Below are 24,169 nucleotides of genomic sequence, written 5' to 3'. Positions count from 1 at the left end.
TGCGTGAACCGGCTTGCCCTGGTCAAGGCGGCTCGCGTTGTGCAGACTGGGCGCGGCATGTGGACCATCACCAACCTCCTGGAGGCGGTTGCGCGCCGCGCCGACGCACCTGCGCTGATCACGGTCGACGGCGATGATGTCACCCCTGTCGCGGCTTCGGCGCTGGCTGACCGGGTGCATCGTTTGGCCTCCGGTTTGCTCAGCGCCGGCGTCGTCCGCGGCCAGCCCATCGCCCTCTACGCGCCCAACGGCGTCGACTGGGTGGTCGCCCGGCTGGCCATCGCCGCCGCCGGCGCAGTGGCCGCGGCCATCGACGATCAGGCCGAGGCCGACGAGGCGGCTATGGTGCTGCGCGACAGCGGCAGCCGGCTGGTGTTTACCGCTGCCGCCCACGTCCCGGCGCTCCGCGCCCTGCCGGAGGCGGCGGGCGCGCAGATCTACGTGATGGGCGCCGATGGACGAGCGGATGCGCCGGCTGAAGGCTGGGAGACGCTGTTCGCCCCGCAGGCGACGCCGCTTCCCGAAATTGCCGGCGCGGACGAGGCCATGCTGGTCTACACCTCCGGCACCACCGGCGCGCCCAAGAGCTTCGCGCTCACCTACGACAACCTCGGCGCCAACGTCAGCGCCATCTGCGGCCTCGGCGCCATCGGACGAGGCGACCGGCTGGTGCTGCCGTTGCCGCTGCATCACGTCTATCCCCTCGTCGTCGGGCTGCTGACGCCCCTTGCCGCCGGCGCCGCCGTCGTGTTCCCGGAGTCGGCGACCGGGCCGCACGTGCTCCGCGCCATCCGCGCCGCCGACGCCACCGTCCTCATCGGCGTGCCGCGCCTTTACGAGGCGATGCTGGCCGGCCTCCGGGGCCGGGTGACTGCCCGCGGCCGCCTCGCGGCGATGCTGTTCCGGGTCATGCTGGCGGCCGCGGTCGAGTTTCGCCGGCGCTTCGGCGTGCGCATTGGCCGCGCCCTGTTCCGCCGGGTGCACGATCAGGTAGGCCCGCGCCTGCGCCTGATGGTGTCGGCAGGGGCCAAGCTGGAGGGGAACATCGTCTGGCAGTTGGAGGGCCTCGGCTGGCAGGTGCTGACCGGCTACGGCCTCGCCGAGACCGCCTCCGCATTCACCGGCAATCCGCCCGGTCGTCAGCGCATCGGCAGCGAGGGCCTGGCATTGGCCGGCGGCGAGGTCCGTATTGACGCTCCCGACCCCGACGGCCGCGGCGAGATCCAGGTGCGGGGTCCCAGCGTGTTCGCGGGGTACCGCAACAACCCGGAGGCCAACCGAGCCGCGTTCACCGCCGACGGCTGGTTCCGCACCGGCGATCAGGGCTCACTCGACGACGACGGCTACGTCTATGTCACCGGCCGCCTCAAGGAACTGATCGTGCTGGCCGGCGGCAAGAACGTGTTTCCCGAGGAGCTGGAGGCGGCCTACGGCGCCGACCCGGCGGTCCGCGAGCTCGCCATCCTCGAGCGCTCGGGATCTCTCGTCGCCCTGGTGGTTCCCGATCTCGACGCTATCCGCGACTCCGGATCGCCGCGCATCGAGGACGTGGTGCGCGTAGCCCTGACCACAACGGCCCAGCGCCTGCCAAGCCACCAGCGCCTCTCCGGGTTCGCGCTGACGCGCGCGCCGCTACCGCGCACCCGCCTCGGCAAGTACCGGCGTTTCGAGTTGCCGGCTCTCTACGACGCGGCGAAGGCCGGGCGGCGTCCCGGCACCGCTGCGATGCCCGAGCTCGACCGGGCCGTGATCGAGCGGTCGCCGGGACGCGAGGTGTGGGCGCTGTTGCAGCGGCGCTATCCCGGCCTGGCCGACGACCTTGACGCCAACCCGCAGCTCGACCTCGGCATCGACTCGCTGGAATGGCTGGCGGTGGCCATGGAACTGGAGGCGGTGCTCGGCATCCGGCTGTCAGAGGCGGACGTCAACGGCGTCGGCTCGATCCGGGACCTGATCGCTTCGGCGGAGCGGGCCGGCAGCGCGGCGTCGAGCGGTGGGAGGGCTGGGGCGGGGCTCGATCCTGCTGACGCGGACCGACGGTGGCTGGAGCCGACGCCGGCGTGGCTGGTGCCGTTCGCCGCCGCCGCCTACGGTTTGAATCGGACGCTGATGCGCGCACTGTTCCGCCTCCGCGTCCATGGCGCCGAGCATCTGCCGGAGCGCGACCCGTACGTCATCGTCGCCAATCATGTCAGCGATCTCGACGTGCTGGTGGTCGCGGCGGCGGTGCCGTACCGGCGCATGCGGCGCGTCCACTGGAGCGGCGACCGGGCGCGGCTGTTCGGTGGGCCGATCCGGCGGCGCCTGGCGCGCATGCTCAACATCTTCCCGGTGGACGAACGGGCTCCAGCGGCATCGCTGGCGATGGCGACGGCCGTGCTGCAACAGGGCGACAGCCTGATCTGGTTCCCGGAATCCTGGCGGTCGCCGACCGGCCGCCTGCAGCCGTTTCTGCCCGGCATCGGCAGGGTCTTGACTGCAGCCCCAGTGCCCGTGGTCCCGGCGTTGATCATTGGCACCTTCGAGGCCATGCCGCGCGACCGCCGGTTGCCGAAGCTGCACCGGGTCGCCATCCGCTTCGCGGCGCCGATGACCCTCGAGCAGCTGGAGGACGGCGCCCACGGGGCAACGCGCGAGCTGCGCATCGTCGCGTGCCTACACCGGGAACTGGCCCGCCTCGCCGGCGACGAATGATCGTAGTGGTCAAGGGCCGCTTTTGCTCTAGACTAACCCAATCAGGTTATATCCAACGGGTGCACCCCCCGCTAATGCCGTCTGCCCTAAGTCTTTGGCAATCGTGGCATGGGATCGTTGCCGCGACACCGTGGCGGCGCCTGCCCGGCGTTCTGGCTGCGAAGCTTGCCGCCGACCTTGCCGCCGAGCGGGACCGTTGGGTGCTGTGGACCCCCGTCGGTCTCGGGTTCGGGATCGCTCTGTACTTCGCACTGGTGACGGAGCCGCCGCTGTGGCTTGGCCCCGGTTTCGTGCTGTCGTGCGCCGCGGCGGGGCTCGTCCTCCGGCGTGGGCAAAGTTGGTGGCGTTGGGGATTGGTCGCGGCGGCGCTGGCGGTCGGAACCGCGGCCACGGGCTTCACGGCGGCCCACGTTCGCACCATCGCCGTCGCCGCCCCGGTGTTGAGCCAGCGCGTCGGGCCGACTACCGTTAGCGGCCGCATCGACGATGTGGAGGCGCTTGGCGGCCGCATGCGTGTAACCCTGTCGCGCGTGCAGGTTTGGGGAACGCCCGCCGCCTCGACGCCGCGGCGGGTGCGCATCAGCCTCAAGGGGACGCAGCCGCCGATGCGTCCCGGCGCCTGGGTGCGCGTACGCGCGGTGCTGATGCCGCCGGCGGCGCCGGCGGCGCCCGGCGCCTTCGACTTCCAGCGGCAGTCCTGGTTCGCGCAGCTGGGCGCCATCGGATACGGTCTCGGCGCGGCCAAGGTTACCGCAGAGACGGGTGTCGAAGGGCTCGACCGGTTCACTCTCGCCATCGGGCGGTTGCGGCATGAGGTCACCGAGCGGGTGCGAGCGCAGGTCGGCGGCGCGACGGGGGAGGTGACGACGGCGCTGATGACCGGCCAGCGCGGCGGCATTCCCCCCCACGTGTTGCGCGACATCCGCGATTCCGGGCTCGCCCACCTCCTCGCGATTTCCGGGCTGCATATGGGTTTGGTTGCGGGCTTCCTGTTCGTCGGCGTGCGCCGGGCGCTGGCGTTGATGCCGCCGGTGGCGCTGCGCTTTCCCATCAAGAAATGGGCGGCGGCCGCGGCCATCGTCGGCGCCGCCGGGTACGGGTTGCTGGCCGGCGCCACCGTACCGACCCAGCGCGCTTTCTTGATGATCGGCTTGATCCTGGTCGCCGTGATGCTCGACCGTCGCGGCCTGTCGATGCGCTCCGTGGCGTGGGCGGCGACGGTGATCCTTCTGCTCACGCCGGAAAGCCTGTTGACCGCCAGCTTCCAGTTGTCGTTCGCCGCAGTGGTGGCATTGATTGCCGCATACGAAGTTGTGCGCGAGCGCCGCCGCCGTCGTCTCGGCGAGCCGCTCGCATGGCCCATGCGCGTGCTCCGCTATCTCGGCGGCGTCGCCCTGACCACCGCCATTGCCGGCACCGTCACCGCCCCGTTCGCAGTTTTTCATTTCAATCGCTTCGCCGGATACGGCCTTGCCGCCAACCTGTTGGCGGTGCCGGTCACCGCGCTGTGGGTGATGCCGTGGGCGGTTATCGCGTTCGTGCTGATGCCGTTCGGCCTAGACGCGCTGGCACTGACGCCCATGGGCTGGGGCGTGGACGTGGTGCTCCGTGTCGCCGCAGCCGTGGCGGCCTGGCCCGGCGCGGTTGCCACCCTTCCGGCGGCGCCCATCTCCGGGCTTGCGGTCCTGACGCTGGGCGGTCTGTGGCTTTGTCTCTGGCGCCGGCGCTGGCGGCTGTTGGGAATCGCCGGGATCGCCATCGGCATTGTCGTCGGCGTTAACGGCCGCCCGCCCGATGTGTTGATCGATGGCGCGGCAAAGCTGGTCGCGGTGCGCGAGGAATCAGGGGACCTCGCGGTGTCGTCCCAGCGCGCCGCCACGTTCGCGCGCAACGCGTGGCTGCAGCGCAATGGTCAGGACACCAAGCCGACCTTGTGGCCGAAGACCGGCGCCACCGGAGACGGCCGCCTCCGATGCGGCGGCGACGCCTGCATCTACCGGGTGCCAGGGCGCAGCGTCGTCATCCACCGCCAACCGCCCGAGCCCGGCGACGCCTGCCTCAGCGCCGACGTGGTGGTGAGCCTGGTCCCGCTGATCAGCCGCTGCCCGGACGCGACGACGGTCATCGACCCGGCCCGGCTGCGATCCGGGGGCGCCCATGGGATCTGGCTGGGCGACGACCGGCTCCGCGTTGAGAGTGTCAATGCCCTGCGCGGCGATCGCCCATGGGTACTGCGCGTCGGCGAGGCCAGCGGCGCCTCCGATGACGGAAAGGAGCCGTAAGCGACAATGGAAGGGCGCGGTTGCCGCCATTAATACTATCTTATGGTTGTAGATGGTATTTGTGTGCGGTGGAGCCACGGAGGATCCGGCGGATCTCCGCATCGCGACTATGGCGGCAACACGGGACGACGGCGACGATGATCATGACTGCGGTTCAACCGTCTGCAGCGCTTTCTCCCGAAGACGAACCCGAAGAGCCGCGCGCCACCGCTCCGGCCGAAGCGCGACGCATCGGTCGGGTCGCCAGCGTGTCCGGGGCCCAGATCATCGTGCTGATCGAGGACTTTCAGTCGCCCGAACCCCAAGTTGTGCTCCGTAAGGGCAGCCTGGTCAAGCTGGAGATCCACGGCTTCTGGGTGTTCGGCTTGGTCACCGCACTGACGGTGCCGGTGCCGGCAAGCAGCGCCAACGAAACCGAACTGCGCTTCGCCGAGATCGCCCTCCTCGGCGAATCCGCGAGTACGGCAGCGGACGCCTCCAGTATGCACTTCAAGCGCGGCGTCAGCTTTTATCCCACTGTCGCCGACCAGGTGTTCCTCGCCGATCAGAAGGACATGACCGTCGTCTACGCCAAGCCGGCCAACTCGTGCGTCTCCATCGGCACCATCTATCAGGACCGCTCGATTCCGGCCTACGTGCTGGTCGACACCCTGCTTGGCAAGCACTTCGCGATCCTCGGCACCACCGGCACCGGCAAATCCTGCGCCGCCGCGCTGCTGCTGCGCCGAGTCCTGGAGGCCCATGGCAGCGGCCACGTCGTGCTGCTCGATCCGCACAATGAATACGCCGCCGCCTTCCCGGATTTTGCGGAACGCATCGAGGCGGGCTCCCTGCAACTGCCGTTCTGGCTGTTCAATTTCGAGGAGATGGCCGCCGCGCTGCTCGGGCCGGACTATGGAAAGGGCGAGCAGGCGACCGAACTGCGCCTCCTGGCTGAGGTCATCCTCGAAGCGAAGCAGGCGTTCCCGGGGAACAAGACCCGAGCCAAGCACATCACCGTCAACACGCCGCTGCCCTATCACATGGGTGACGTGCTCAAGATCCTCGACCGGGACATGGGGCAGCTTGAGAAAAGCGACACGACGGCGCCCTACGCCAAATTGATGACGACGATCAACACGCTGTCCTCCGACGCGCGCTACAAGTTCATGTTCGGTGGGATCATGGTGCACGACACCATGCAGAGTATCCTTTCGCGCATCTTCCGCATTCCCGTCGACGACAAGCCGATCACCATCCTCGACCTGTCGGCCGTTCCCTCCGAGATCCTCAACATCGTCGTCGCCGTGCTTTGCCGCATCACGTTCGATTTTGCGCTGTACAGCGAGGGCGCAGTGCCCATCCTTCTGGTGTGCGAGGAGGCCCACCGCTACATCCCCGAGGACTCGAAGCTCGGCTTCGAGCCGACGAAACGCATCCTGTCCCGCATCGCCAAGGAGGGACGGAAGTACGGCGTTTCGCTGGGGATCGTCAGCCAACGGCCGTCCGATCTGGCGCTGAGCGCGCTGTCCCAATGCAACACCATCTTCGCGCTGCGCCTGACCAGTCATACAGATCAGGATTTCGTGCGCGGCGTCATGCCGGACTGGAGCGACGGCCTGTTGGACTTCCTGCCGTCGCTCCGCAACTCCGAGGCGGTGGTCGTCGGCGAAGGCGTGCCGGTGCCCGCGCGCGTGCGCTTCGACCAACTGCCGGAAGGACAGCGTCCGCGCAGCGCCACGGCGTCGTTCTGCCATGCGTGGCGGCACGATGCAGCGGACGCGACCCTCATCCAGACGGTCATGAAACGGTGGCGGAATGGCCAGTAGGCCGCCACGGCAGAGTGCCACGAGGATCTAGCAATGCGGACCTCCTCCGCCTCCCGGCGCGGCACCCGCGATTCGGCCCTGGCCCGTTACGCTGCGGCCTACGAAGCGGCGCGCCACCGCACCAACGCCGCGCTCGGCATCGTCAACGCCGCCAAGCTGCAGCGCGCAGACGCGCTGATCAACAGCCTCTTCGAGCGGAGCTTCGATGCGATCCTGGTCGCCGGAGTGGATGGACGCATTGAACTGACCAATGACGCGGCGGCCCGCCTGTTCGGCCTGCGGCGCGGCACGCTGACCGGCCGCTCGGTGTTCGACTTGATACCGTCGACGCTGCTGTCCGCCGGCCTGCCGGACATGAGCGGCGAGATCAGTCCTCTCGTCGCGTATCACGAGGCGACCGGCCGCAAAGCCAATGGCGCCGAGTTCCCGATCGAGATCGGCGCCGGGGTCATCCATGTGAACTCGGAGCGCCGGTTGGTGTTCATCGTTCGCGACATTACGGATCGCAAGGCACAGGAGGCGCGCCTCCAGTACCAGGCCCTGCACGACGCCCTGACCGGTTTGCCCAACCGCGCCTACCTGGCGGAGCAACTGGATCAAACCCTGTCGCTTGCGGAGCGGACCGGGCAGACGGCGGCGCTGCTGATGCTCGATCTCGACCGCTTCAAGGAAGTCAACGACACCCTCGGCCACCCGGCCGGCGACGCCTTGCTGTGCGATGTGGCGCGCCGACTGCGCACGTCGATGCGCACCTCCGACGTCGTCGCCCGTCTCGGCGGCGACGAGTTTGCGGCTGTGCTGCCGGCGGGAAGCGGCGAAGATCGGGCGCGGCGAGTAGCGAGGCGCATCGCCGAGTCACTTCGTGACCCGTTCACCTACGACGGCGTGGTCATCGAGATTGGCGGCAGCATCGGCATCGCCCTCTATCCCGAGCATGGCCGCGAGAAGGAGCGGCTGTTGCAGTGCGCCGACGTCGCCATGTACGCCGCCAAAGAGAGCCAGTGCGGCATCGCCCTCTACCAGCACGACGAGGACCGCTATAGCGTGCGCCAGCTCACCCTAGCGAGCGAGTTGCGGCGCGCCATCGACAACGGCCAGATCTTCCTGGAATACCAGCCAAAATTGGACATCCGCCAGCGCAGGATCCTCGGGCTGGAGGCGCTGGCCCGCTGGCACCATCCCCTCTACGGCCGCATCGGCCCGGACGAGTTCGTCGCGCAGGCCGAACGCTGCGGTCTGACTCAGCAACTGACGGCGTCGACAGTGAATTTGGCGCTTGAGCAACTGGCGACGTGGCGGGCGGCGGGACTGGACCTGAGCGTCGCCATCAATCTGTCGGCGCGGGAAATGCTCAACAGGGGTCTGCCTGATCTCCTGTCCGAAAAGCTTCAAACGTGGAACGTCGACCCGGCCAGCGTCACCATCGAGATCACAGAAAGCGCTTTGATGAAGGATCCCGACCGGGCGCTGGAGATCGCCAATACCGTCTCCGAGATCGGCTGCAAGCTCTCCATCGACGACTTCGGCACCGGGTACTCATCTCTGTCGTACCTGAGCCGCCTTCCGGTCAACGAGCTGAAGATCGACAAGTCGTTCGTCCTCAGCATGGCGCATTCCGGCACAAACGCGACTATCGTCCATTCGACGATCGACCTGGCCCACAACCTCGGCCTCAAGGTCGTCTCGGAAGGCGTTGAAACTCGTGAGATGCTAGACGCCCTGGTCAGGCTCGGCTGTGATGCGATCCAAGGATTCCTGATCGGCCCTCCGATGTCCGCGGCCGGCGTTCCCGCATGGTTGGGAAGCGATGTACTCGTCGAGGCGCTCGACCACCTCCTGGAGCCACGCCTCGACGCTCACGCCGCCGCCTGATCTTCGGCCTCGCCGAACCATTCATCTCGCTCGGCCAGGTCCCGCATGTGCTGCGACAGGCGCCTGGCGTCGATGCCGACGAACCCGCAGACGAGGTGCAGGTCGCTGCTGCCTTCGGTAAGCCAGCGCCGTGCATCATCCCGGGCAGGTCCGCCCGCGACGTCGAAGGCGTCACGGATGACCTGATCGAGCACCGCAAGCCACAGAGCGTGCTCGGGGGACCGAGGGTAGATATCGTAATGTCTCGAGGTGTGGGGCACTGCTATGGCCTCCTGTTGTGGAAAGAGTGCTCCAAGAGCTTGCAGTTCGGCGACGCCAGCCTTCATTTCACCACGGCGCCGACCTCGTCGAGGAAGCTGCCTAATTTCCGGTCGAACGTGTTCAGGTGGTTCTCCAAAGCCGCGGCATACTGCTCAAGACGTTCGCGGCAACCTTCCACATCGTCGGCTCGAAAACGCTCCCAGACCTCGGTCCCCAGCCTGTCGAGCGTGACATGCTCCGCGCCATGAAGGGCGCGGTCCGGATACCGGTAGAGCCGCATAAGCAGGTTTTCGCTATAGGTGTGGACCTTGTTGGATCTGTAGAGGGCCTCGATCGTCTCGCCGGCGATCGCCTTGTCAGCGGCTCCGAGGGTATCGAAAGCCGCTGTCACTAGGCGGCCCAAGGTTTCGTGGTCGTCCTGGATCAGGGCGACCCTTTTGTCGAACACTTCTTCAGGAGGAATTGCGGGCATGGCGTGCCTTCCGTCTGTGGTGCCGGCCCTCCAGGGCGCTCGTCTAGATGTCGACTGGCCGCACCGTGCAGGGCTCAAAATCTTGAAAGGTACATATACCTATTATTCCTGCAATGCAAGGATCATAAGCTGATATCAAGCAATTTTTCCTTGCTCCGGACAATGAAACGTCTGGCGCTGCTGCCTGTGGATGGGTATCGTCCCGGCCATGCGACGCCAGCGCCATGCCAAGATCGTCTCCACTCTGGGACCGGCAACCAGCTCGAAGGAGGCCATCGATCGCCTGTTCGAGGCCGGCGCCGACGTGTTCCGCCTCAATTTCAGCCACGGCAGCCATGACGAGCACGCCGAGCGGTTCCGCATCATCCGCGAGTTGCAGAGCACGCACGGCCGCCCGATCGGCATCATCGCCGACCTCCAGGGGCCGAAGCTCCGCATCGGCGCCATCGCCGACGGGCCGGTGCACCTTCAGTCGGGTGCGGCATTCCGCCTTGATCTCGATGACATGCCAGGGGACGAGCGGCGGGCAACTCTGCCTCACCCGGAGGTGTTCGAGGCCCTGAAGCCCGGCACCACCTTGTTGCTCGATGACGGCAAGATCACCCTGCAGGTAAGTGACTGCGGCCCGAACTTCGCCGCCACCCGCGTCGTCAACGGCGGTTTCCTCTCCGACCACAAAGGCGTCAATCTTCCCGACGCGGTGCTCAGCCTCTCGCCGCTCACGTCGAAGGACCGGATTGACCTGGAATTCATTTTAAGTCTCGGGATCAGTTGGGTGGCTCTGTCGTTCGTGCAGCATCCATCTGATCTGGAGGAAGCCAAGAGGCTGATCGACGGCCGCGCCCACCTGATCGCCAAGCTGGAGAAACCGTCCGCGGTGCGCCAGCTCGCGCCGATCGTCGATCTGGCCGACGGCGTCATGGTGGCGCGCGGTGACCTGGGTGTGGAGATGCAGCCGGAGGATGTGCCGGTTCTGCAGAAACGCATCATTCGCGCCTGCCGCAGCGCCGGCAAGCCGGTCATCGTCGCGACGCAGATGCTGGACTCCATGGTCGACTCGGCGATGCCGACGCGCGCCGAGGCCTCCGACGTGGCGACAGCGGTGTACGACGGCGCCGACGCCGTCATGCTATCCGCGGAAACCGCGGTCGGCCGTTATCCGGTGGAGGCGGTGGCGATGATGAGCCGCATCATCAGGCGCGTCGAGTCCGACACCCTGCAGCGGGCGATGATGGACGCCACCCGGACGGTCCCGGAAACCTCCACATCGGCGTCGATCACCAGCGCCGCCCGTCAGGTGGCGGAAACGGCGCCGGCGGCGGCCATCGTCACCTTCACCGCCAGCGGCTCGACCACCGTTCGCGTTTCGCGGGAACGCCCGCCGATGCCGATCCTGGCGCTGACCCCGAACCCGCGCACCGCCCGCCGCCTCACCCTCGCCTGGGGCGTCTACGCGCTCGAGGTCGCCCCGTTCGACAACATCGACGAGATGATCGCCGCGGCGGTGAGGATCGCGCTCCGCGAGGGCTTCGCCGAGGCCGGGGACCGCCTGGTGGTGACGGCGGGAACGCCGCTCATGGTGCCGGGCCACACCAACATGCTGCACGTGGTCGAGGTCGATGAAGCGGACGCCGCGGCGCATGCGCCCGGGCAAGTGTAGGCCGATGCGCCGCTGACGGCGCCAGGCTCCGGAAAGAATGCTGAGCGATCTATTCGCCATCGTCGCGCCGGTGTTCGTGTGCGCCGGGATCGGCTACGGCTGGACGCGGGTGGGCCGCGCCTTCGAGACGGAGTTCGTCACCACCCTGGTCACCAACATCGCGGCGCCGTGCCTGGTATTCCACACGCTCGCCACCCTCACCGTCGGCGGCGCAGCCTTTGCGACCATGGCGGGTGCCGCCGTCGCGGCCTTGATCGTTTGCGGGCTGGTCAGCGCAGCCGTCCTCAAGGTCGCGGGGCTTCCGCTCCGCTCCTACCTGCCGCCGTTGATGTGGCCCAACACCGGCAACATGGGGTTGCCGCTCAATTTCCTCGCGTTCGGAGAAGTGGGACTCGGCTTGGCGATCGCAGTGTTCTGCGTCAACTCGGCGACCCACTTCACCGCCGGCGTCGCCATCGTTTCCGGGCACGCATCGCTCCGCCGCCTCGCGCAGGTTCCGGTGCTCTATGCCGTCGCCGCTGCGTTGGTGTTCATGGCGAGCGGCACGACGCCACCGGCGTGGATCACCAATACCACCAAGCTGCTCGGCGGCATCACCATCCCGACAATGCTGATAGCGCTTGGCGTCTCGCTCGGCCGCCTCGGCGTGCAGCGCCTGCCGGTCAGCCTCGGCCTCGCGATGCTGCGTCTCGCCCTGGGGTTCACCGTCGGCGTGACGCTCGCCTGGTTGCTCGGCCTGGAAGGGCCGGCCCGGGGCGTCCTCATCATCCAGGCGTCGATGCCGGCGGCCGTCTTCAACTACCTGTTCGCGCAACGCTACGGGCGATCGCCGGAGGAGGTCGCGGGCCTCGTCGTCCTCTCCACCGCCCTCTCCTTCGCCACCCTGCCGCTGCTGCTGTGGTTCGTGCTGTAGACGTGGCGGTGCGCTGCGCGGGTCAGGAAATACAGCATGAGCGCGTTGAGCAGATGCCAAAGAAAGTGCGTGCCGACGACCGTTTGCTGACAGAGGGTCCGGTCGAGGGTGCGAAAGGTGAGCGACACCGCGAAGACGGCGCCGGCGGCGATCAGCACCCGCCCGGCCGGATGGCGCCGCACCGCCAGCCAGCCGCCGATCCCGAGCAGCGCGATTAGCGCCGGCATGTAACCGACCGAGCCGTTGAGGCAGGCGCGGCCGCCGCCGGCGACCGGCATCAGAACGTTCGGGCCGCAGCGCACCTGCGGAGCCGCCCACAAGGCCACCATGAAGCCCGCGGTCAGCAGCACGACCCAAAGCACCGGGAGCCGCGCGAACACCCGGAGCGCGAACGCGAAATACACGATCATAAACACGCCTATCGGCGCCACATCGGCGATCGCCGCCCACCGGCTGGCGGTGGTGTGGAACAGGAAACTGCCGACGCCGATCAGCATCACCAGCCCCGCCAGTCCCAACGGCACCGCCCGCCGCGCCTGAGCCGGCCCGGTCACCATGGCATGGAGCAACGCCGCACCTGCGACGATGAACGCAAGGTTGCTGGCGGCGTTCAGCGGCTCCGCCGACAACCCCGGGTCCACCCCCCGCTCGCAGTAGGCAAAGATGGTGGTGCGGACTGAGTCGGATGATGTCATTTTCTTTTCGACACTTGCGTCATTCCAAATCTCTCATTGCGGTCGCGATCGAGGCCGAGCGCCGGCAGCGGCGCGTTCACTGCAATGGGCTGTTATGCGGCGCCGAGGCGCTCGAGCGTGGCAACCAAGTCGTCGTCGCCGACTTGCCAGGACGCTCGGCCTTCGACCCGGTTCCAATTCGCGTACGGCTTCGGCCCGCACTTGCGGAGGATCGCCACATCCGCGCCGTCGGGCACGATGTCGATGCGGTCGAGTTCACGGAACACCTGGAGAGCGACGGCGAAGGTGATGCCGATGGCGCGCGCGCTCCCGGCCGCCACGAGCACGAGCCGCCCGCCGACCGCGAGACGCGGCCACGCCCACACAGCGAAGATGAGCCGGCGCTCCAACGGCCCGGCATCAACGATAACGTCGACGCTTTCCGCGTCGACATCGGCCGGGAGGCCGCAGGTATCGTCGTCCGGATGCAGATGACGCACGTCCGTCGCCGCCGCGATCCACGGCCGCACCGCAGGGGCCGCGGGGTCGGCGCCATGAACGAGCGCTTGGCCGGTCTTCGTCGATGGCATGTCCGCTAATCGTAAGGATCGGCGGCGTCGCGAAGGCCGTCGCCGAGGAAGTTGAAGGTCAACACCGTGACGATCACCGGGAACATCGGCAGGATCAGCCACGGGTAGAGGGCGACCGCCTCGATGTTCTGGGCCTCGGTCAGCAACACCCCCCAGCTCGTCACCGGCGGGCGCAGGCCCAACCCCAGGAAGCTCAACGCGGTCTCCCCTAGGATCATCGACGGCACCGACAAGGTCGCGGACGCAATCAGGTGCGACATGAAGTTCGGCAACAGGTGGCGGCCGATGATCCGCGTCGGCGCCGCCCCCATCAGCCGCGCGGCCTGGCAGAAATCCTCCTCGCGAAGCGCCAGAAGCTTGGAGCGGACGGCGCGCGCCAGTCCCGGCCAGTCCAGGAGTCCAAGAATGATGGTGATGCCGAAATAGATCAGGATGGGGCTCCACGTCACCGGCAGAGCCGCCGAGAGCGCCATCCACAGCGGCAGTTCCGGCAGCGAGCGGATGATCTCGATCAGGCGCTGCACCACGTTGTCGACCCAGCCGCCGAAGTAGCCGGCGGTTCCGCCGATGGTGATGCCGAGGGTGAAGCTGATCAGAATGCCGATCAGCCCGACGGTCAGCGAGATGCGGCCGCCGTACAGCATGCGGGACGCCATGTCGCGGCCCAGGCGGTCGGTCCCGAATATGAACAGGGTGCCGCGTTCGGCCGGGCAGATAAGGTGCAGGTCACCCGGGATCAGGCCCCAGAACATGTAGGAATCGCCCGAGCAGAAGAAGCGGAGGCGGTGGATCGTGTCCGTGTCGGTCCGGTATTCGCGCTGCAGGGTTTCCATGTTGAGCTTGAAGTCCAGCCCATAGACGAACGGACCGACGAAGGCGCCGTCGTCGAACAGGTGGATCATCTGCGGCGGCGCATAGATATAATTCGTGTGGCGGGTGTGCAGGTTGTAGGGGGCCAGGAATTCGGTGATCAGAATCGTCGCGTAAGACGCCAACAGGAGGATCCCCGCGACCACCGCGACCTTGTGACGGCGAAACCGCCACCAGATCATCTTCCATTGCGACGCCAGGTAGTAACGCTCCTGCTCGGGCGTCAGGCGCTCGACCTCTTGCGCGTCAAAGGGCGCGTCGGAGACGAAGTGTGGCAGCCGTTCGTTCATTGGGCGCTCGCTCGCCGCGCTCTCATTGCGTTGCTGTCCCGGTGAGGCGGATGCGAGGGTCCAGCATCGCCAGCAACACGTCGGAGACGAACATGCCGATGACCGTCAGCACCGCGAGGAACATCAGGAACGATCCGGCTAGGTACATGTCCTGGCTCTGCAGGGCCTGCAGCAGCATCGGCCCCGTGGTCTGCAGCGACATCACCGCCGAAACGATGACCGAGCCGGAGACGATCTGCGGGATCAGGTTGCCGATGTCGGCGATGAACGGATTGAGCGCCATGCGAAGGGGATACTTGATGAGCAGGCGCCCCGGCGGCAGGCCCTTGGCGCGTCCGGTGACCACGTACTGCTTCTGCAGTTCGTCGAGCAAGTTGGCGCTGAGCCGCCGGATCATGCCGGCGGTGCCCGAGGTGCCGATCACCAGCACCGGCACCCACAGGTGCTCCAGCACCGACAGCGCCTTGGCGATGGACCACGGCTGGTTCACATACTGCGGGTCCATCAGGGTGCCGATGGAGGTCCCGAACCACACGTTGGCGAGGTACATCAAAATCAGGGCGAGCAGAAAGTTCGGCGTCGCCAGACCGAGAAAGCCGATCAGCGTCAGTCCGTGGTCGCCCCAACTGTATTGATGGGTCGCGGAATAGACGCCGATCGGGAACGACACGACGTAGACGAACAGGATGGTAACGAAGTTGAGCACCAGGGTCAGGAACAGCCGGTCGCCGACCAGCTCGGCGACGGGCAGGTTGTGCTCGAACGAGTAGCCGAGGTCGCCCTGGATGAGGCCGAACAACCAGAAGAAGTACTGCTCGAACATGCTCCGATCGAGCCCGTACTGACGGCGGAGGAACTCGATGCGCTCGACGGGAACGAGTTCGCCCTGGCTCTGCAGTTCGGCGATGTGGCTGGAAAGGTAATCCCCCGGCGGAAGCTGAATGATGATAAAGATCAACAAACTGATGACGAGCAGCGTCAGCAGCATGGTCAACAGGCGCCGGCTCAGGTAGCTCAGCATCGACCCCCCGCGCTGTCCCTGTCGTCCACGGCCCTACTGGAACCAGAACGTGTCCGGGCGGTGAATGCCGAAGTGCGCTCCCGGCTCCCAGTTGTAGACACCGGTCTTGGGCACGTTCTGCAGGCGCTTGCTGATTACGACCGGTTGCGGCACGGCGCGCACGATGCCGATGCTGAACACCTGGTCCGAGTAGATGTCGAGCATCTCCTGCCAGATCGCGGTTTTCGCCTCGACGTCAGTTGCCGCCTCCCAGGCTTGATGCAGATCGTCGAGCGCTTTCGCCGGTTCCAGGTCGATCGCCTCGCCGGCCTGGCCCGAGGTTTCGGCGTACTGCCCCCACTGCGGCCACTGCAGCTGCATCTGGTTGGTCGGCGCCAGTTCGTGCGGCGCCATGATCGGCGTCGGCAGGGCGTTTTCCAGGCCCTTCCAGACCGACATGACGGTCGCGCCCGCAAAGATGCGATTGCGGAACACCTCCCGCTGCAACGGCTTGATGTGCAGGCGGATGCCGATTTGCGCCCAGGAATCTCGGACCAATTGCAGAACGTCGATCTCGGTCGCGCTTTCGCCGGCGGTCTCGACGACGATGTCGGCGGGCCGCCCGTCCGGCAATTGGCGGAGACCGTCCCCCTGGCGGGTGAGGCCGATGGCGTCCAGCATCGTGTTGGCGCGGGCAGGGTCGTACGTGGTCCACCGCGCCGGGAAATCCGGATCGAACAGCGGGCTGTCCGGCAGCACCGTATTGCCGCCGACATCGGCGAGGCCGTAATAGATCGTCTGGTTGATTTCGTGGCGATCGATGGCGAGCGACAACGCCCGCCGAAAATCGGGGTTGCGCAGCACCTCGCGCCACACCGGATCGGCGACCGTCAGGTTCGGGTAGAGCGCCATCTCGGAGCCGGCCGCCGTCGGCCACAGCGCCACCGTGTAGTTGTGGCGCTCCTCGCCTTGTTTGAGAATAGTGTAGTTCTCGAACCCGAGGCCACGCGCCTGCAGATCCGTCTCCCCGGCCGCCGCCTTGGCCGGGATCAGCTTGGCGCTCACCACCGCGACGGTGACGGTGTCGATGTACGGAAGTTGCCGGCCCTCCTCATCGATGCGGTGGTAGTAGGGGTTGCGCTCGAACAGAAACCGGTTGGAGGGTGGACGGGTCACGATCCGCCACGGCTGCAAGGTCGGCAGGTCCGGATCGTCGTTCTTGTACTGTTGCGCCTTGCGGAAATGAAGCGCCACCCAATTGCGCTGTCCAGCCTCCGCGATGCGCCGGTTCAGAGCGTCCGGCTCCGCGTAGCGGGCGTGGAATTGCTTCAGGTAGTGGGCCGGCTGATAGAGATACTCCGGCCGGGCTCCGGCCAGGACCGGCAGGAAGTAGAGGTTGGGCTTGTCCCAGGTGTAGCGGACGGTCGTCTCGTCGACGGCCTCGAAACGCGGCCCCGCCCCGTCGACCCGCAGAAACGCCGGCAGCCCGCCCGGCGACATTTCCGCATTGGTAAGCACGTCCTCCCAATGATAACGGAAATCCTCGGCCGTGAACGGGTGTCCGTCGGACCATTGGTGGCCCGGACGCAGATGGAACGTGAATCGGCGATCCTCTTCGACCTCAAGGCTTTCCAGAATATCCGGCGTGAGGATCCAGTCCGGCCCATAGCCGACCAGCCGGGCGTAGCCGTAGACGACCAGCATGCGGGTGTCCTGCTCCCGCCCCATCAGCGTCCGCAGTTCGCCGCCGTAGCGGCCAGAGGTCTTGCCGAGCGCTGCCAACGGGACTACCGACGGTGTCTGCGGCAGACGTTCCGCCAAGGGCGGCAACTCACCGGCCGCGACGCGCTCCGCGAAAATGGGCGGCTCCTCCGCACCCGCGCCAGCCAAGCCGGCGCTCATCCACAGAGACAGAACAGCCAGCAACGCCCTCCCGCAGAACTGCAAGAGCCGCACCTCCTTCAAGAGCCTGGTCATGGACATGGCCTTCTGCCCCCTTCATGCGGCTTGTTGGCCTTGTTCGTCCTGCTTGGCCTCATGGTACCACGTCCGCGCCGCCCGCGGGTGCCGAATGCGCCCGCACGCGGTGCCCGTCGCCCAGATCAAACAGCCCCTCCATGCCGCCCGCGTCGACATTGAACGGCGGTGGCCACGCGTGTGGGTCGGACGCCCGACCATCCATCAGCGCCGCGAAGTCGAGGCGGCGCTCGGGGTCGGGGTATGGAACCGCGGCGAGAAGGGCGCGGGTGTAGGGATGCACCGGGTTGCGGAACAAGACTTCCCGCGGCGCCAGCTCGACCAGGCGCCCGGCGCACATCACCGCGATGTGGTCGGCCATGTAGTCGACGACGGCAAGATTGTGCGAGATGAACAGATAGGTCAGTCCCAGCGCGGCCTGGAGATCCTTGAGCAAATTGAGGATCTGCGCCTGCACCGAGACATCGAGCGCCGAAACCGGCTCATCGCAGATCAAAAGCTCCGGGCGCAGCGCCAGCGCCCGGGCGATGCCGATGCGCTGGCGTTGGCCTCCGGAGAAGCTGTGCGGGTAGCGGTTGAGGTGCGTCTTTTCGAGCCCGACCAGTTCCATCAACTCCACCACCATCTCCCGGCGAAAGTCGCGGTCGCCGATGTCGTGGATCACCAGCGGCTCGCTGACGATGTCGAGGACCGGCATGCGCGGATTGAGGGAGCCGAACGGGTCCTGGAACACATACTGGATGCGCCGGCGGAACCGGGTCAGCGCCTTGCCCTGCAGCGCCAGCACGTCGATCGGGCCGTCATCGCCGTTGTAGGTCACCGTGCCGGCGTCCGGCTCGATGGCGCGCATGACCAGCTTGCTGACCGTGGTCTTGCCGCAGCCGCTTTCCCCGACGAGTCCGAGACAGGTCCCGCGCGGTACGCTGAAGCTGACATCATCGACGGCCAGGTGCGTCGTGACGCGGCCGGTGCGAAACATTCCGCTCTGCTTGCGGTGGGTAAACCTCTTGCTGAGGCCGCGGACTTCGAGCAGCGGCGGGTCTGTCGCCGCCGCCGGGCGGAGCCCCGCGTTGCCGTTGTCCATCAGCCGCCGGCCGGCGTCCTGGCTGATCTCGCGGAGCGGGGTCAGCCGCTCGCCGCGCTTCATGTCGAAGTGCGGCACCGCCTTGAGCAGCGCCTTGAGGTAGGGATGTCGCGGGTTTCCGTAGATGTCGTGGAGCGTGCCGCTTTCCACCACCCGGCCGTTGTACATCACCACCACCTCTTCGGCGACGTTGGCGACGACGCCGAGGTCGTGGGTGATGATCAAGAGCGCCATCTGCAGTTCCGCCTGCAGGTCCTGGATCAGCTTGAGGATCTGCGCCTGGATCGTCACGTCGAGGGCGGTGCTCGGCTCGTCGGCGATCAATAGCGCCGGATGACAGATCAGCGCCATCGCGATCATCGCCCGCTGGCGGAGCCCCCCCGACAATTCGAACGGATAGGTGTCGTAGGCCCGGCGCGGCTGGGGGAACCCGACCATGTCGAGCATGTCTATGGTGGCTTGCCGGCCATCGCTCCGGCTCATCCGGCGATGAAGAAACAAGGCCTCGCTGATCTGGTTGCCTATCGTGTGCAACGGCGACAGCGACGTCATCGGCTCCTGGAAAATCATCGAGATGCGGTTGCCGCGGATTGCCCGGTACTGGTCGCTGGCCGGATCGAGCGCCGCCAGATCGACGGGCGCCGGATCCCGCATCAGGATCTGGCCGCCGGAGATGCGCGCCGTGCGCGGCAGAATGCCCAGGATAGCCTGAGCGGTGACCGACTTGCCGGAGCCGGATTCGCCGACCAGCGCCACCGTCGCTCCCGGCCGGATGCGGAGGCTAAGCCCGTCGATCGCCTGAATTGGCCCGGCCTGGGTGCGGAACTCGACGCTGAGATCGCGGATCTCGATGAGGTTGCTCATTCCGCGCTCGCCGCCATGGCGATGACGGGAGCCGGACCGGGAGCGGCCGCGGCAGTCGCAATCCCCATCGCCCGGAAGTTGAAGGCGGTCGCTGCGTCGAGGGCGACTCCCTGGGCGCCGGCGGCGGCGGCGGCACGAGTCGCCAGTCCGTGAAAATCGGCGATGCGGGAATCGACGCGAAGCCGCCGCCGACCGCCGTGCAAGGTCAACTGCAGCCAGCCGTTGCCCCCATCGCGCCGCGTCGAGTAGTACGCCAGACGCACGGCGCGGAGCGACCGCCACGCCACGTCGCCGCCACGCGGGCCGCGCACGTGCACGCCGTCGTCGTCCACCTCGATGCGGGTCAGGTGGCGCACCACTGTCGTCCCGCCGAACAGCGCGAACACGGCGGCGCCCAGACCGAGCAGGACCGTCGCCGCCGGCGCCGTCGGCACCGCCACCAGCGGTCCCAGGGTGATGGCGAGGCCGGCGCCGCTCCGCGCGTAGTCGGCGATCACCGCGTCCGCGCCGTAGCGGTGTATGCTCACGGCCAAAACGCCTCGCGGGCCGTCACCCAGCGGGCGGCGGGATGGGCGCAGGTCGCCCGCAGCAGTTCCTCGATGAAGCGCCAGCACGCCTCGTCGTGGTAGCCGTGGTGGGTCATCAGACCGGTTGGCTCGTCCGGGTCCACGTCGCGGCACCGCCGCGTCGCAAGGTGATCCAGCACCTGCTCGATGGCGCGCCCGTCGCCGGCGAAGCCGCCGCCCTGCCAGTCCATGATGTCCACGTGCACGTTGGTGCGCCGCACCCCCGGCGCCGGCTCCGCCGTGCCGCGCGGCCCCAAGGTCGAGACGGCGGCGAGCCCCGCGGAGGGCAGGTCCGGGAGCAGGTCGTCGTCCATCCTGTTCCAAGGCGCGACGAAGGCGGGGAGGCCGCCGGGCAATTGAGAGATCCGCCGCCAGCCCTCGGCCAGTTCCGCCATGATCGCCGCCCGCGGCCGATCCGGGCCGTATTCCTCCTGGCGCTGGTCCGACGGTGCATGGTTGGCGTGCGCCCAGCCGTGCTGAAGCGCCGCCGCCTGCGGATGCTCCCCGATCGCCGCGCCGAGCGTCCCGTCGATGTCGCGGGGGATCACGGCGAGGGCAACCGGCGTGCCGGTGTCGCTGCTGAGGCCCAACAGGCGCCGCAGCGCCGGCGTCGCCCGCGTCGCGTCATCGTCCCGCCACCACAGGGTGGCCGTCCGCCCGTCCCGGCTCCAGGCGTCCAGTTCATCGTGCAGCGCCTGCCAAGGATCCATCCGTCTCCGCCCGGTCCGCGCCCGCTCAGAAAGGCGCCTGTGCGGCGCAGGCGGCAACGGCTCGCGCCGTCTCCCGCGCGCCATTCATGTCGACGGCGGCGGACCTCGGTTGCATCGTCAGCGCCCGTCCGATCGCCTGCGCCAATTCCTGCGCCACCTCTGCCGGGCCCGCCGCCCCTTGCTCCAGCATCTTCCACTCCAGCATAATGATCGCCCGCTGTGCAGCAAGCGTTCGCGCCCGGAACGCCTGCTCGGTCTGGTCCTTCGCCGCGAACGGCACGATTACCGCCCGTGCCCCAGCCTGCAGGATGTCCATGACCGTGTTGTAGCCGCCTTGGGAGATGCTGACGACGCAGTTGCGGAGCACCGTCGGCATGTCGTCCCGCCAGCGTTCCACCACCACCCCTGCCGGCGGATCCCACGCCAGCGCAGCGAAGTCTGCATCCGGAAGGTTGGGGCCGGTTATCAGCCGCCATGGCCGGTCGGCGAGCACGGATAGCGGACGCGCGGCCAGCGCCGCCTGCAACAGCGGCGCCCCGACGGCGCCGCCGCCGGCCGACACGATGACCTCGCCCACGCCGGCCCGGCTGCCGCGGATTGCGCCCGCCGACGGGTGCGCGGCGACGTAGCCGGTATAGCGGATCATCGACGCGATCTCCGCGGCTTCGGGAAACGTGTCTTCGAGGCGCAACAAGCCCGGGTCGCCATGAACCAGCACGCCGTCCAACCAGCGTCGGGCGAGGGCGACCATGTCGCGGCGGCGCTCCGGGTCGGCCTTCGCCACCAGCACGTCGCGAAGCGAGCACAGCACCCGCGGACGCGGCGCCGCGGTCCGCGCCGCTTCGAGAAGCGGCAGCAACTCGAAGCGGAACTGGCGGCGGCCGAACGGAAACTGCTCGATCAGCAGCACGTCGGGATGCAAAGCCTCGAACTCGACCAACAGCCGCGCCATCCGCGCGTCCCTGAGGGCGTCGTCGACCGTCCGGCCGTGCTCGTCCACCAGCGAGCTGAATGTCCCGTCGGCGGCCCGGATCGCCGGCAGGCGGATGCGGGCGCAGCCGTCGAAGTCGATCCCGGGAACATCCATCCCGCCCAGCACCACCGTAACCTCTAGCGCCGCGTCCACCATCGCTTGAGCAATGATCGACGCCCGCTTCAGGTGGCCGACGCCCAGCACATGCTGGACGTAGAACATCACGCGCGCGCCCATCGCTAGATCAATCCCTCAAGCAGACCACCGAGCTTCCGTGCCGCCCCCGGCAGGTCGTGGTCCCGGCGCACCCGCTCGGCGGCGCGCTTTCCCATTGCCCGGCGCCGTACTGCATCGTCGAGCAGAGACGCCACCGCGTCTGCAAAGGTTTCCGCATCGCCGACCGGCACGAGCAGTCCGGTTTCCTTATCGGTGACGACGTCCGGAACCCCGCCGGTGTTGCCGGCGACCACCGGGAGGCCGGCGGCCTCGGCTTCCAGCAACGCCAGCCCGTACGCCTCGCCCACCGCCGGCCAGACATAGAGATCGCACGCTGCATAGAGCGCCGGCAGTGCGGCTTCATCGACCCGTCCGAGTTGGATCGCCCGCGCGCCGAGGGGCGCCAGCGCCGCGCCGGCATCATCGGCCGCCGGGCCGTCACCGGCCACGATCAGCCGCCACGGCCTATCGCCGATGCGGCGCAAGGCCCGTCCGAGGACGCGATAGGAGCATCGTTTGGCGCCGGGACGCATCATCGCCACAGTCAGCAGCAAGGGTTCCGTCGCCGCTGTCCCCAACCGCGCCGCCAGCGCCGCCCGGTGTCGGTCCCGGTCCCGTGCGGCGCGCGCAAACGGGCGTGCGTCGATGAACGGTTTCAGCGACTGCAGCCGCGCCGGATCCGCGAGCAGCGGTCGGAGGCCGTCGCCATCGCTGCTGTTTAGGCCCACGACAAGATCGGCGGCAACGATCGCCTTGGCCGCGGCGGCATGACCCGCGGACCAGGGTCCGCGCCGTTGTTTCTCCGCGTGGGACGCTTCCGCCACCACGTAGGGGATGCCGAGCGCCCGGCTCACCGCCGGTCCCAGCCAATCCGGCGCCTTGTGGTAGAGGTGATAGGTGAACCACGTCTGCGGCCGCTCCGCCGGCGGCCGGCGGCGGTAGCGGGCGACCAGACGCCCGGCCACGCGCCCGCCGAGCGCCGCGATGCGCCGCTGACGATCGCCGTCGCCGCTCGCATCCAGGCTTCGGAACCGTGCCGCCAGCTCGACCTTGCATCCCGCCGCCGACAGCGCCGCCATCAACAGCCGCGCCATCGTGCGCTCTCCCGACGGCGTCGGATGATCGGGCGGTTTCAAGGGCGCGTAGAACGCGATGCGCATGGCGGGGATTCGCTGGCTGCAATTCCGAATCGGCGCGCCAGGCGAGCAATGCCGGCGTCCAGGGTGAACCGCGACCGCACCCGCTCCATCCCGGCCCGCCCGAGGCGGCGGCGCAGCATCGGCGCCCGGATCAACCGCTCGATCGCGTGACCGAGAGACGCGGCGTCGTCGGGCGGCACCAGGAGCCCGTTTTCGCCGTCGGTGATCAGCTCGGGGATTGCCGAGACGGTGGTCGACACGCATGCAAGCCCCTGACTCTGCGCCTCCATCAACACGTTGGGGAGACCGTCGCGGTCACCGTCCGCCGCGACGCGGGAGGCAAGCGCGAACACGTCGGCTGCGCGGAACCGTTCCAGCACCACGTCGTGGGGCTGCGGCCCCAGCCACCGCACACGCCCGCCGATCCCAAGCCGCTGCGCCAGGCGCTGCAGGTCCGCGAGCAGCGGCCCCCCGCCGATGTGGTCCAGCCGCCAATGCACATCCTCCGGCAGCCGGGCCAGCGCCGCGAGCAGCACGTCGGTGCCCTTCTTGGCGACGGCGCGGCCGACCGACAGCAGCACCGCCGGGTCGCTCGCGTCGCCCCCGTTGCGGAGGCAGGGAGCAGCGGCTGGCGGCGGCGGAAAGCGCGCGGGGTCGAGCCCATGATACACCAGGTCGACCCGCTCCGCCGTCGGCGCCAATGCGGCCAGGTGGTCGGCGCCGGCCCGCGTGCAGGTGACCGCCCAGCGGCACTCGGCAAGCTTGTCGCGCTTGTCCCACTCCGGCGTCGTCCAGATGTCCTTGGCATGGGCGGAGACGCTCCACGGCAGGTCCAGGATCATCGCCGCATAGCGGGTGACCGACGCCGGCGTGTGAAGGAAATGGGCGTGCAGCCAGCCGACTTCCGCCGGCATCTCGTGGGCCAGCACCAGCGACTGTCCGAAGCGGCGGATGCGGTTGCGGCTCCGGTCGCGGGCGAGGTCGCGGAGCCACGCCGCCCGCGCCCGCCGGTAGCCAAAGCGGCCCCGCACCGCGCGCCACGCGGTGTGGACCCGCTCCGGCTGATCATGCAGATACTCCGGCAGGGTGCGCACCGGCGCCCGGATGTCGCGGTGGATGGGGTGGACGTGCGGGTCGGTGGGGTGGCGCAGGGAATAAAGGCGAAGGTCGAGGCCCAACCGCTCCAAGGCGAGGATTTCCTGGGCGATGAACGTTTCGGAGAGGCGGGGATAGCCCTTGAGGACGATTGCGATG

19 protein-coding genes are annotated in these 24,169 nt (G+C 68.1%); 6 read left to right on the top strand and 13 right to left on the bottom strand.

Features of this window, described 5'->3' with window-relative positions; all coding sequences use genetic code 11:
- Window positions 1–3: 3 nt before the first annotated feature.
- The 4 genes from IPM60_01615 (at window position 4) to IPM60_01600 (ending at window position 8,656) form a co-directional block, all read left to right on the top strand.
- Complete coding sequence (locus tag IPM60_01615; protein ID MBK8906636.1) at window positions 4–2,694, top strand: AMP-binding protein; 2,691 nt, start codon at window positions 4–6, stop codon at window positions 2,692–2,694.
- Between the two features lie 74 nt (window positions 2,695–2,768).
- Window positions 2,769–4,976 carry a ComEC/Rec2 family competence protein gene (locus IPM60_01610; protein MBK8906635.1) on the top strand — a complete coding sequence of 736 codons (2,208 nt, stop codon included), beginning with the start codon at window positions 2,769–2,771 and terminating at the stop codon, window positions 4,974–4,976.
- Window positions 4,977–5,119: 143 nt separating this feature from the next.
- Window positions 5,120–6,784: an ATP-binding protein gene (locus IPM60_01605; GenBank protein ID MBK8906634.1), complete on the top strand. Its 1,665-nt coding sequence runs from the start codon at window positions 5,120–5,122 to the stop codon at window positions 6,782–6,784.
- Window positions 6,785–6,817: 33 nt separating this feature from the next.
- A complete protein-coding gene (locus IPM60_01600; GenBank protein ID MBK8906633.1) occupies window positions 6,818–8,656 on the top strand; it encodes an EAL domain-containing protein in 1,839 nt (612 codons plus the stop codon).
- On the opposite strand, the gene IPM60_01595 is transcribed toward IPM60_01600, so the two are convergent.
- Together IPM60_01595 and IPM60_01590 are read right to left on the bottom strand one after the other, a co-directional pair.
- Window positions 8,641–8,916, bottom strand: coding sequence for a hypothetical protein (locus tag IPM60_01595; protein MBK8906632.1), 276 nt, complete (start codon window positions 8,914–8,916; stop codon window positions 8,641–8,643). The two genes, IPM60_01600 and IPM60_01595, sit on opposite strands and share 16 nt — an antisense overlap.
- Before the next feature lie 62 nt (window positions 8,917–8,978).
- Window positions 8,979–9,389, bottom strand: coding sequence for a hypothetical protein (locus IPM60_01590; GenBank protein MBK8906631.1), 411 nt, complete (start codon window positions 9,387–9,389; stop codon window positions 8,979–8,981).
- Window positions 9,390–9,597: 208 nt separating this feature from the next.
- On the opposite strand from IPM60_01590, the gene pyk reads away from it, so the two are divergent.
- Both pyk and IPM60_01580 read left to right on the top strand, forming a co-directional pair.
- Window positions 9,598–11,049 carry a pyruvate kinase gene (gene pyk / locus IPM60_01585; GenBank protein ID MBK8906630.1) on the top strand — a complete coding sequence of 484 codons (1,452 nt, stop codon included), beginning with the start codon at window positions 9,598–9,600 and terminating at the stop codon, window positions 11,047–11,049.
- Between the two features lie 37 nt (window positions 11,050–11,086).
- Complete coding sequence (locus IPM60_01580; GenBank protein ID MBK8906629.1) at window positions 11,087–11,962, top strand: AEC family transporter; 876 nt, start codon at window positions 11,087–11,089, stop codon at window positions 11,960–11,962.
- On the opposite strand, the gene IPM60_01575 is transcribed toward IPM60_01580, so the two are convergent.
- From IPM60_01575 to IPM60_01525, 11 genes are all read right to left on the bottom strand, one after another.
- A complete protein-coding gene (locus IPM60_01575) occupies window positions 11,866–12,657 on the bottom strand; it encodes a ceramidase domain-containing protein (protein MBK8906628.1) in 792 nt (263 codons plus the stop codon). The two genes, IPM60_01580 and IPM60_01575, sit on opposite strands and share 97 nt — an antisense overlap.
- A gap of 92 nt (window positions 12,658–12,749) precedes the next feature.
- Window positions 12,750–13,226, bottom strand: coding sequence for a hypothetical protein (locus tag IPM60_01570; protein MBK8906627.1), 477 nt, complete (start codon window positions 13,224–13,226; stop codon window positions 12,750–12,752).
- A 5-nt stretch (window positions 13,227–13,231) separates the two neighbouring features.
- Window positions 13,232–14,386 (bottom strand): ABC transporter permease, encoded by a 1,155-nt coding sequence (locus IPM60_01565; GenBank protein ID MBK8906626.1) that lies wholly within the window; start codon window positions 14,384–14,386, stop codon window positions 13,232–13,234.
- Window positions 14,387–14,408: 22 nt separating this feature from the next.
- On the bottom strand, window positions 14,409–15,407 hold the full coding sequence (locus tag IPM60_01560; GenBank protein ID MBK8906625.1) for an ABC transporter permease: 999 nt from the start codon (window positions 15,405–15,407) through the stop codon (window positions 14,409–14,411).
- Window positions 15,408–15,440: 33 nt separating this feature from the next.
- Window positions 15,441–17,363 carry an ABC transporter substrate-binding protein gene (locus IPM60_01555; protein ID MBK8906624.1) on the bottom strand — a complete coding sequence of 641 codons (1,923 nt, stop codon included), beginning with the start codon at window positions 17,361–17,363 and terminating at the stop codon, window positions 15,441–15,443.
- 58 nt (window positions 17,364–17,421) lie between these two features.
- Window positions 17,422–19,311, bottom strand: coding sequence for an ABC transporter ATP-binding protein (locus IPM60_01550; protein ID MBK8906623.1), 1,890 nt, complete (start codon window positions 19,309–19,311; stop codon window positions 17,422–17,424).
- Window positions 19,308–19,838: a hypothetical protein gene (locus IPM60_01545; GenBank protein ID MBK8906622.1), complete on the bottom strand. Its 531-nt coding sequence runs from the start codon at window positions 19,836–19,838 to the stop codon at window positions 19,308–19,310. Before IPM60_01545 ends, IPM60_01550 begins: the two co-directional genes overlap by 4 nt.
- Window positions 19,835–20,587, bottom strand: coding sequence for a polysaccharide deacetylase family protein (locus IPM60_01540; protein MBK8906621.1), 753 nt, complete (start codon window positions 20,585–20,587; stop codon window positions 19,835–19,837). Before IPM60_01540 ends, IPM60_01545 begins: the two co-directional genes overlap by 4 nt.
- A 25-nt stretch (window positions 20,588–20,612) precedes the next feature.
- Window positions 20,613–21,797, bottom strand: coding sequence for a glycosyl transferase (locus tag IPM60_01535; protein MBK8906620.1), 1,185 nt, complete (start codon window positions 21,795–21,797; stop codon window positions 20,613–20,615).
- 2 nt (window positions 21,798–21,799) lie between these two features.
- Entirely contained in the window at window positions 21,800–22,936 is a 1,137-nt protein-coding gene (locus IPM60_01530; protein MBK8906619.1) for a glycosyltransferase family 4 protein, read from the bottom strand.
- Window positions 22,909–24,162, bottom strand: coding sequence for a glycosyltransferase family 4 protein (locus IPM60_01525; GenBank protein ID MBK8906618.1), 1,254 nt, complete (start codon window positions 24,160–24,162; stop codon window positions 22,909–22,911). The genes IPM60_01530 and IPM60_01525 overlap by 28 nt, the downstream gene beginning before the upstream one ends.
- Window positions 24,163–24,169: the final 7 nt, after the last annotated feature.

The sequence above is a fragment of the Rhodospirillales bacterium genome, from assembly GCA_016710335.1.
Lineage (GTDB): Bacteria > Pseudomonadota > Alphaproteobacteria > Rhodospirillales > Defluviicoccaceae > JADJXQ01.
Note: the sequence above shows the minus strand (reverse complement) of the source record. Positions and strands in the feature narration are given on the sequence as shown.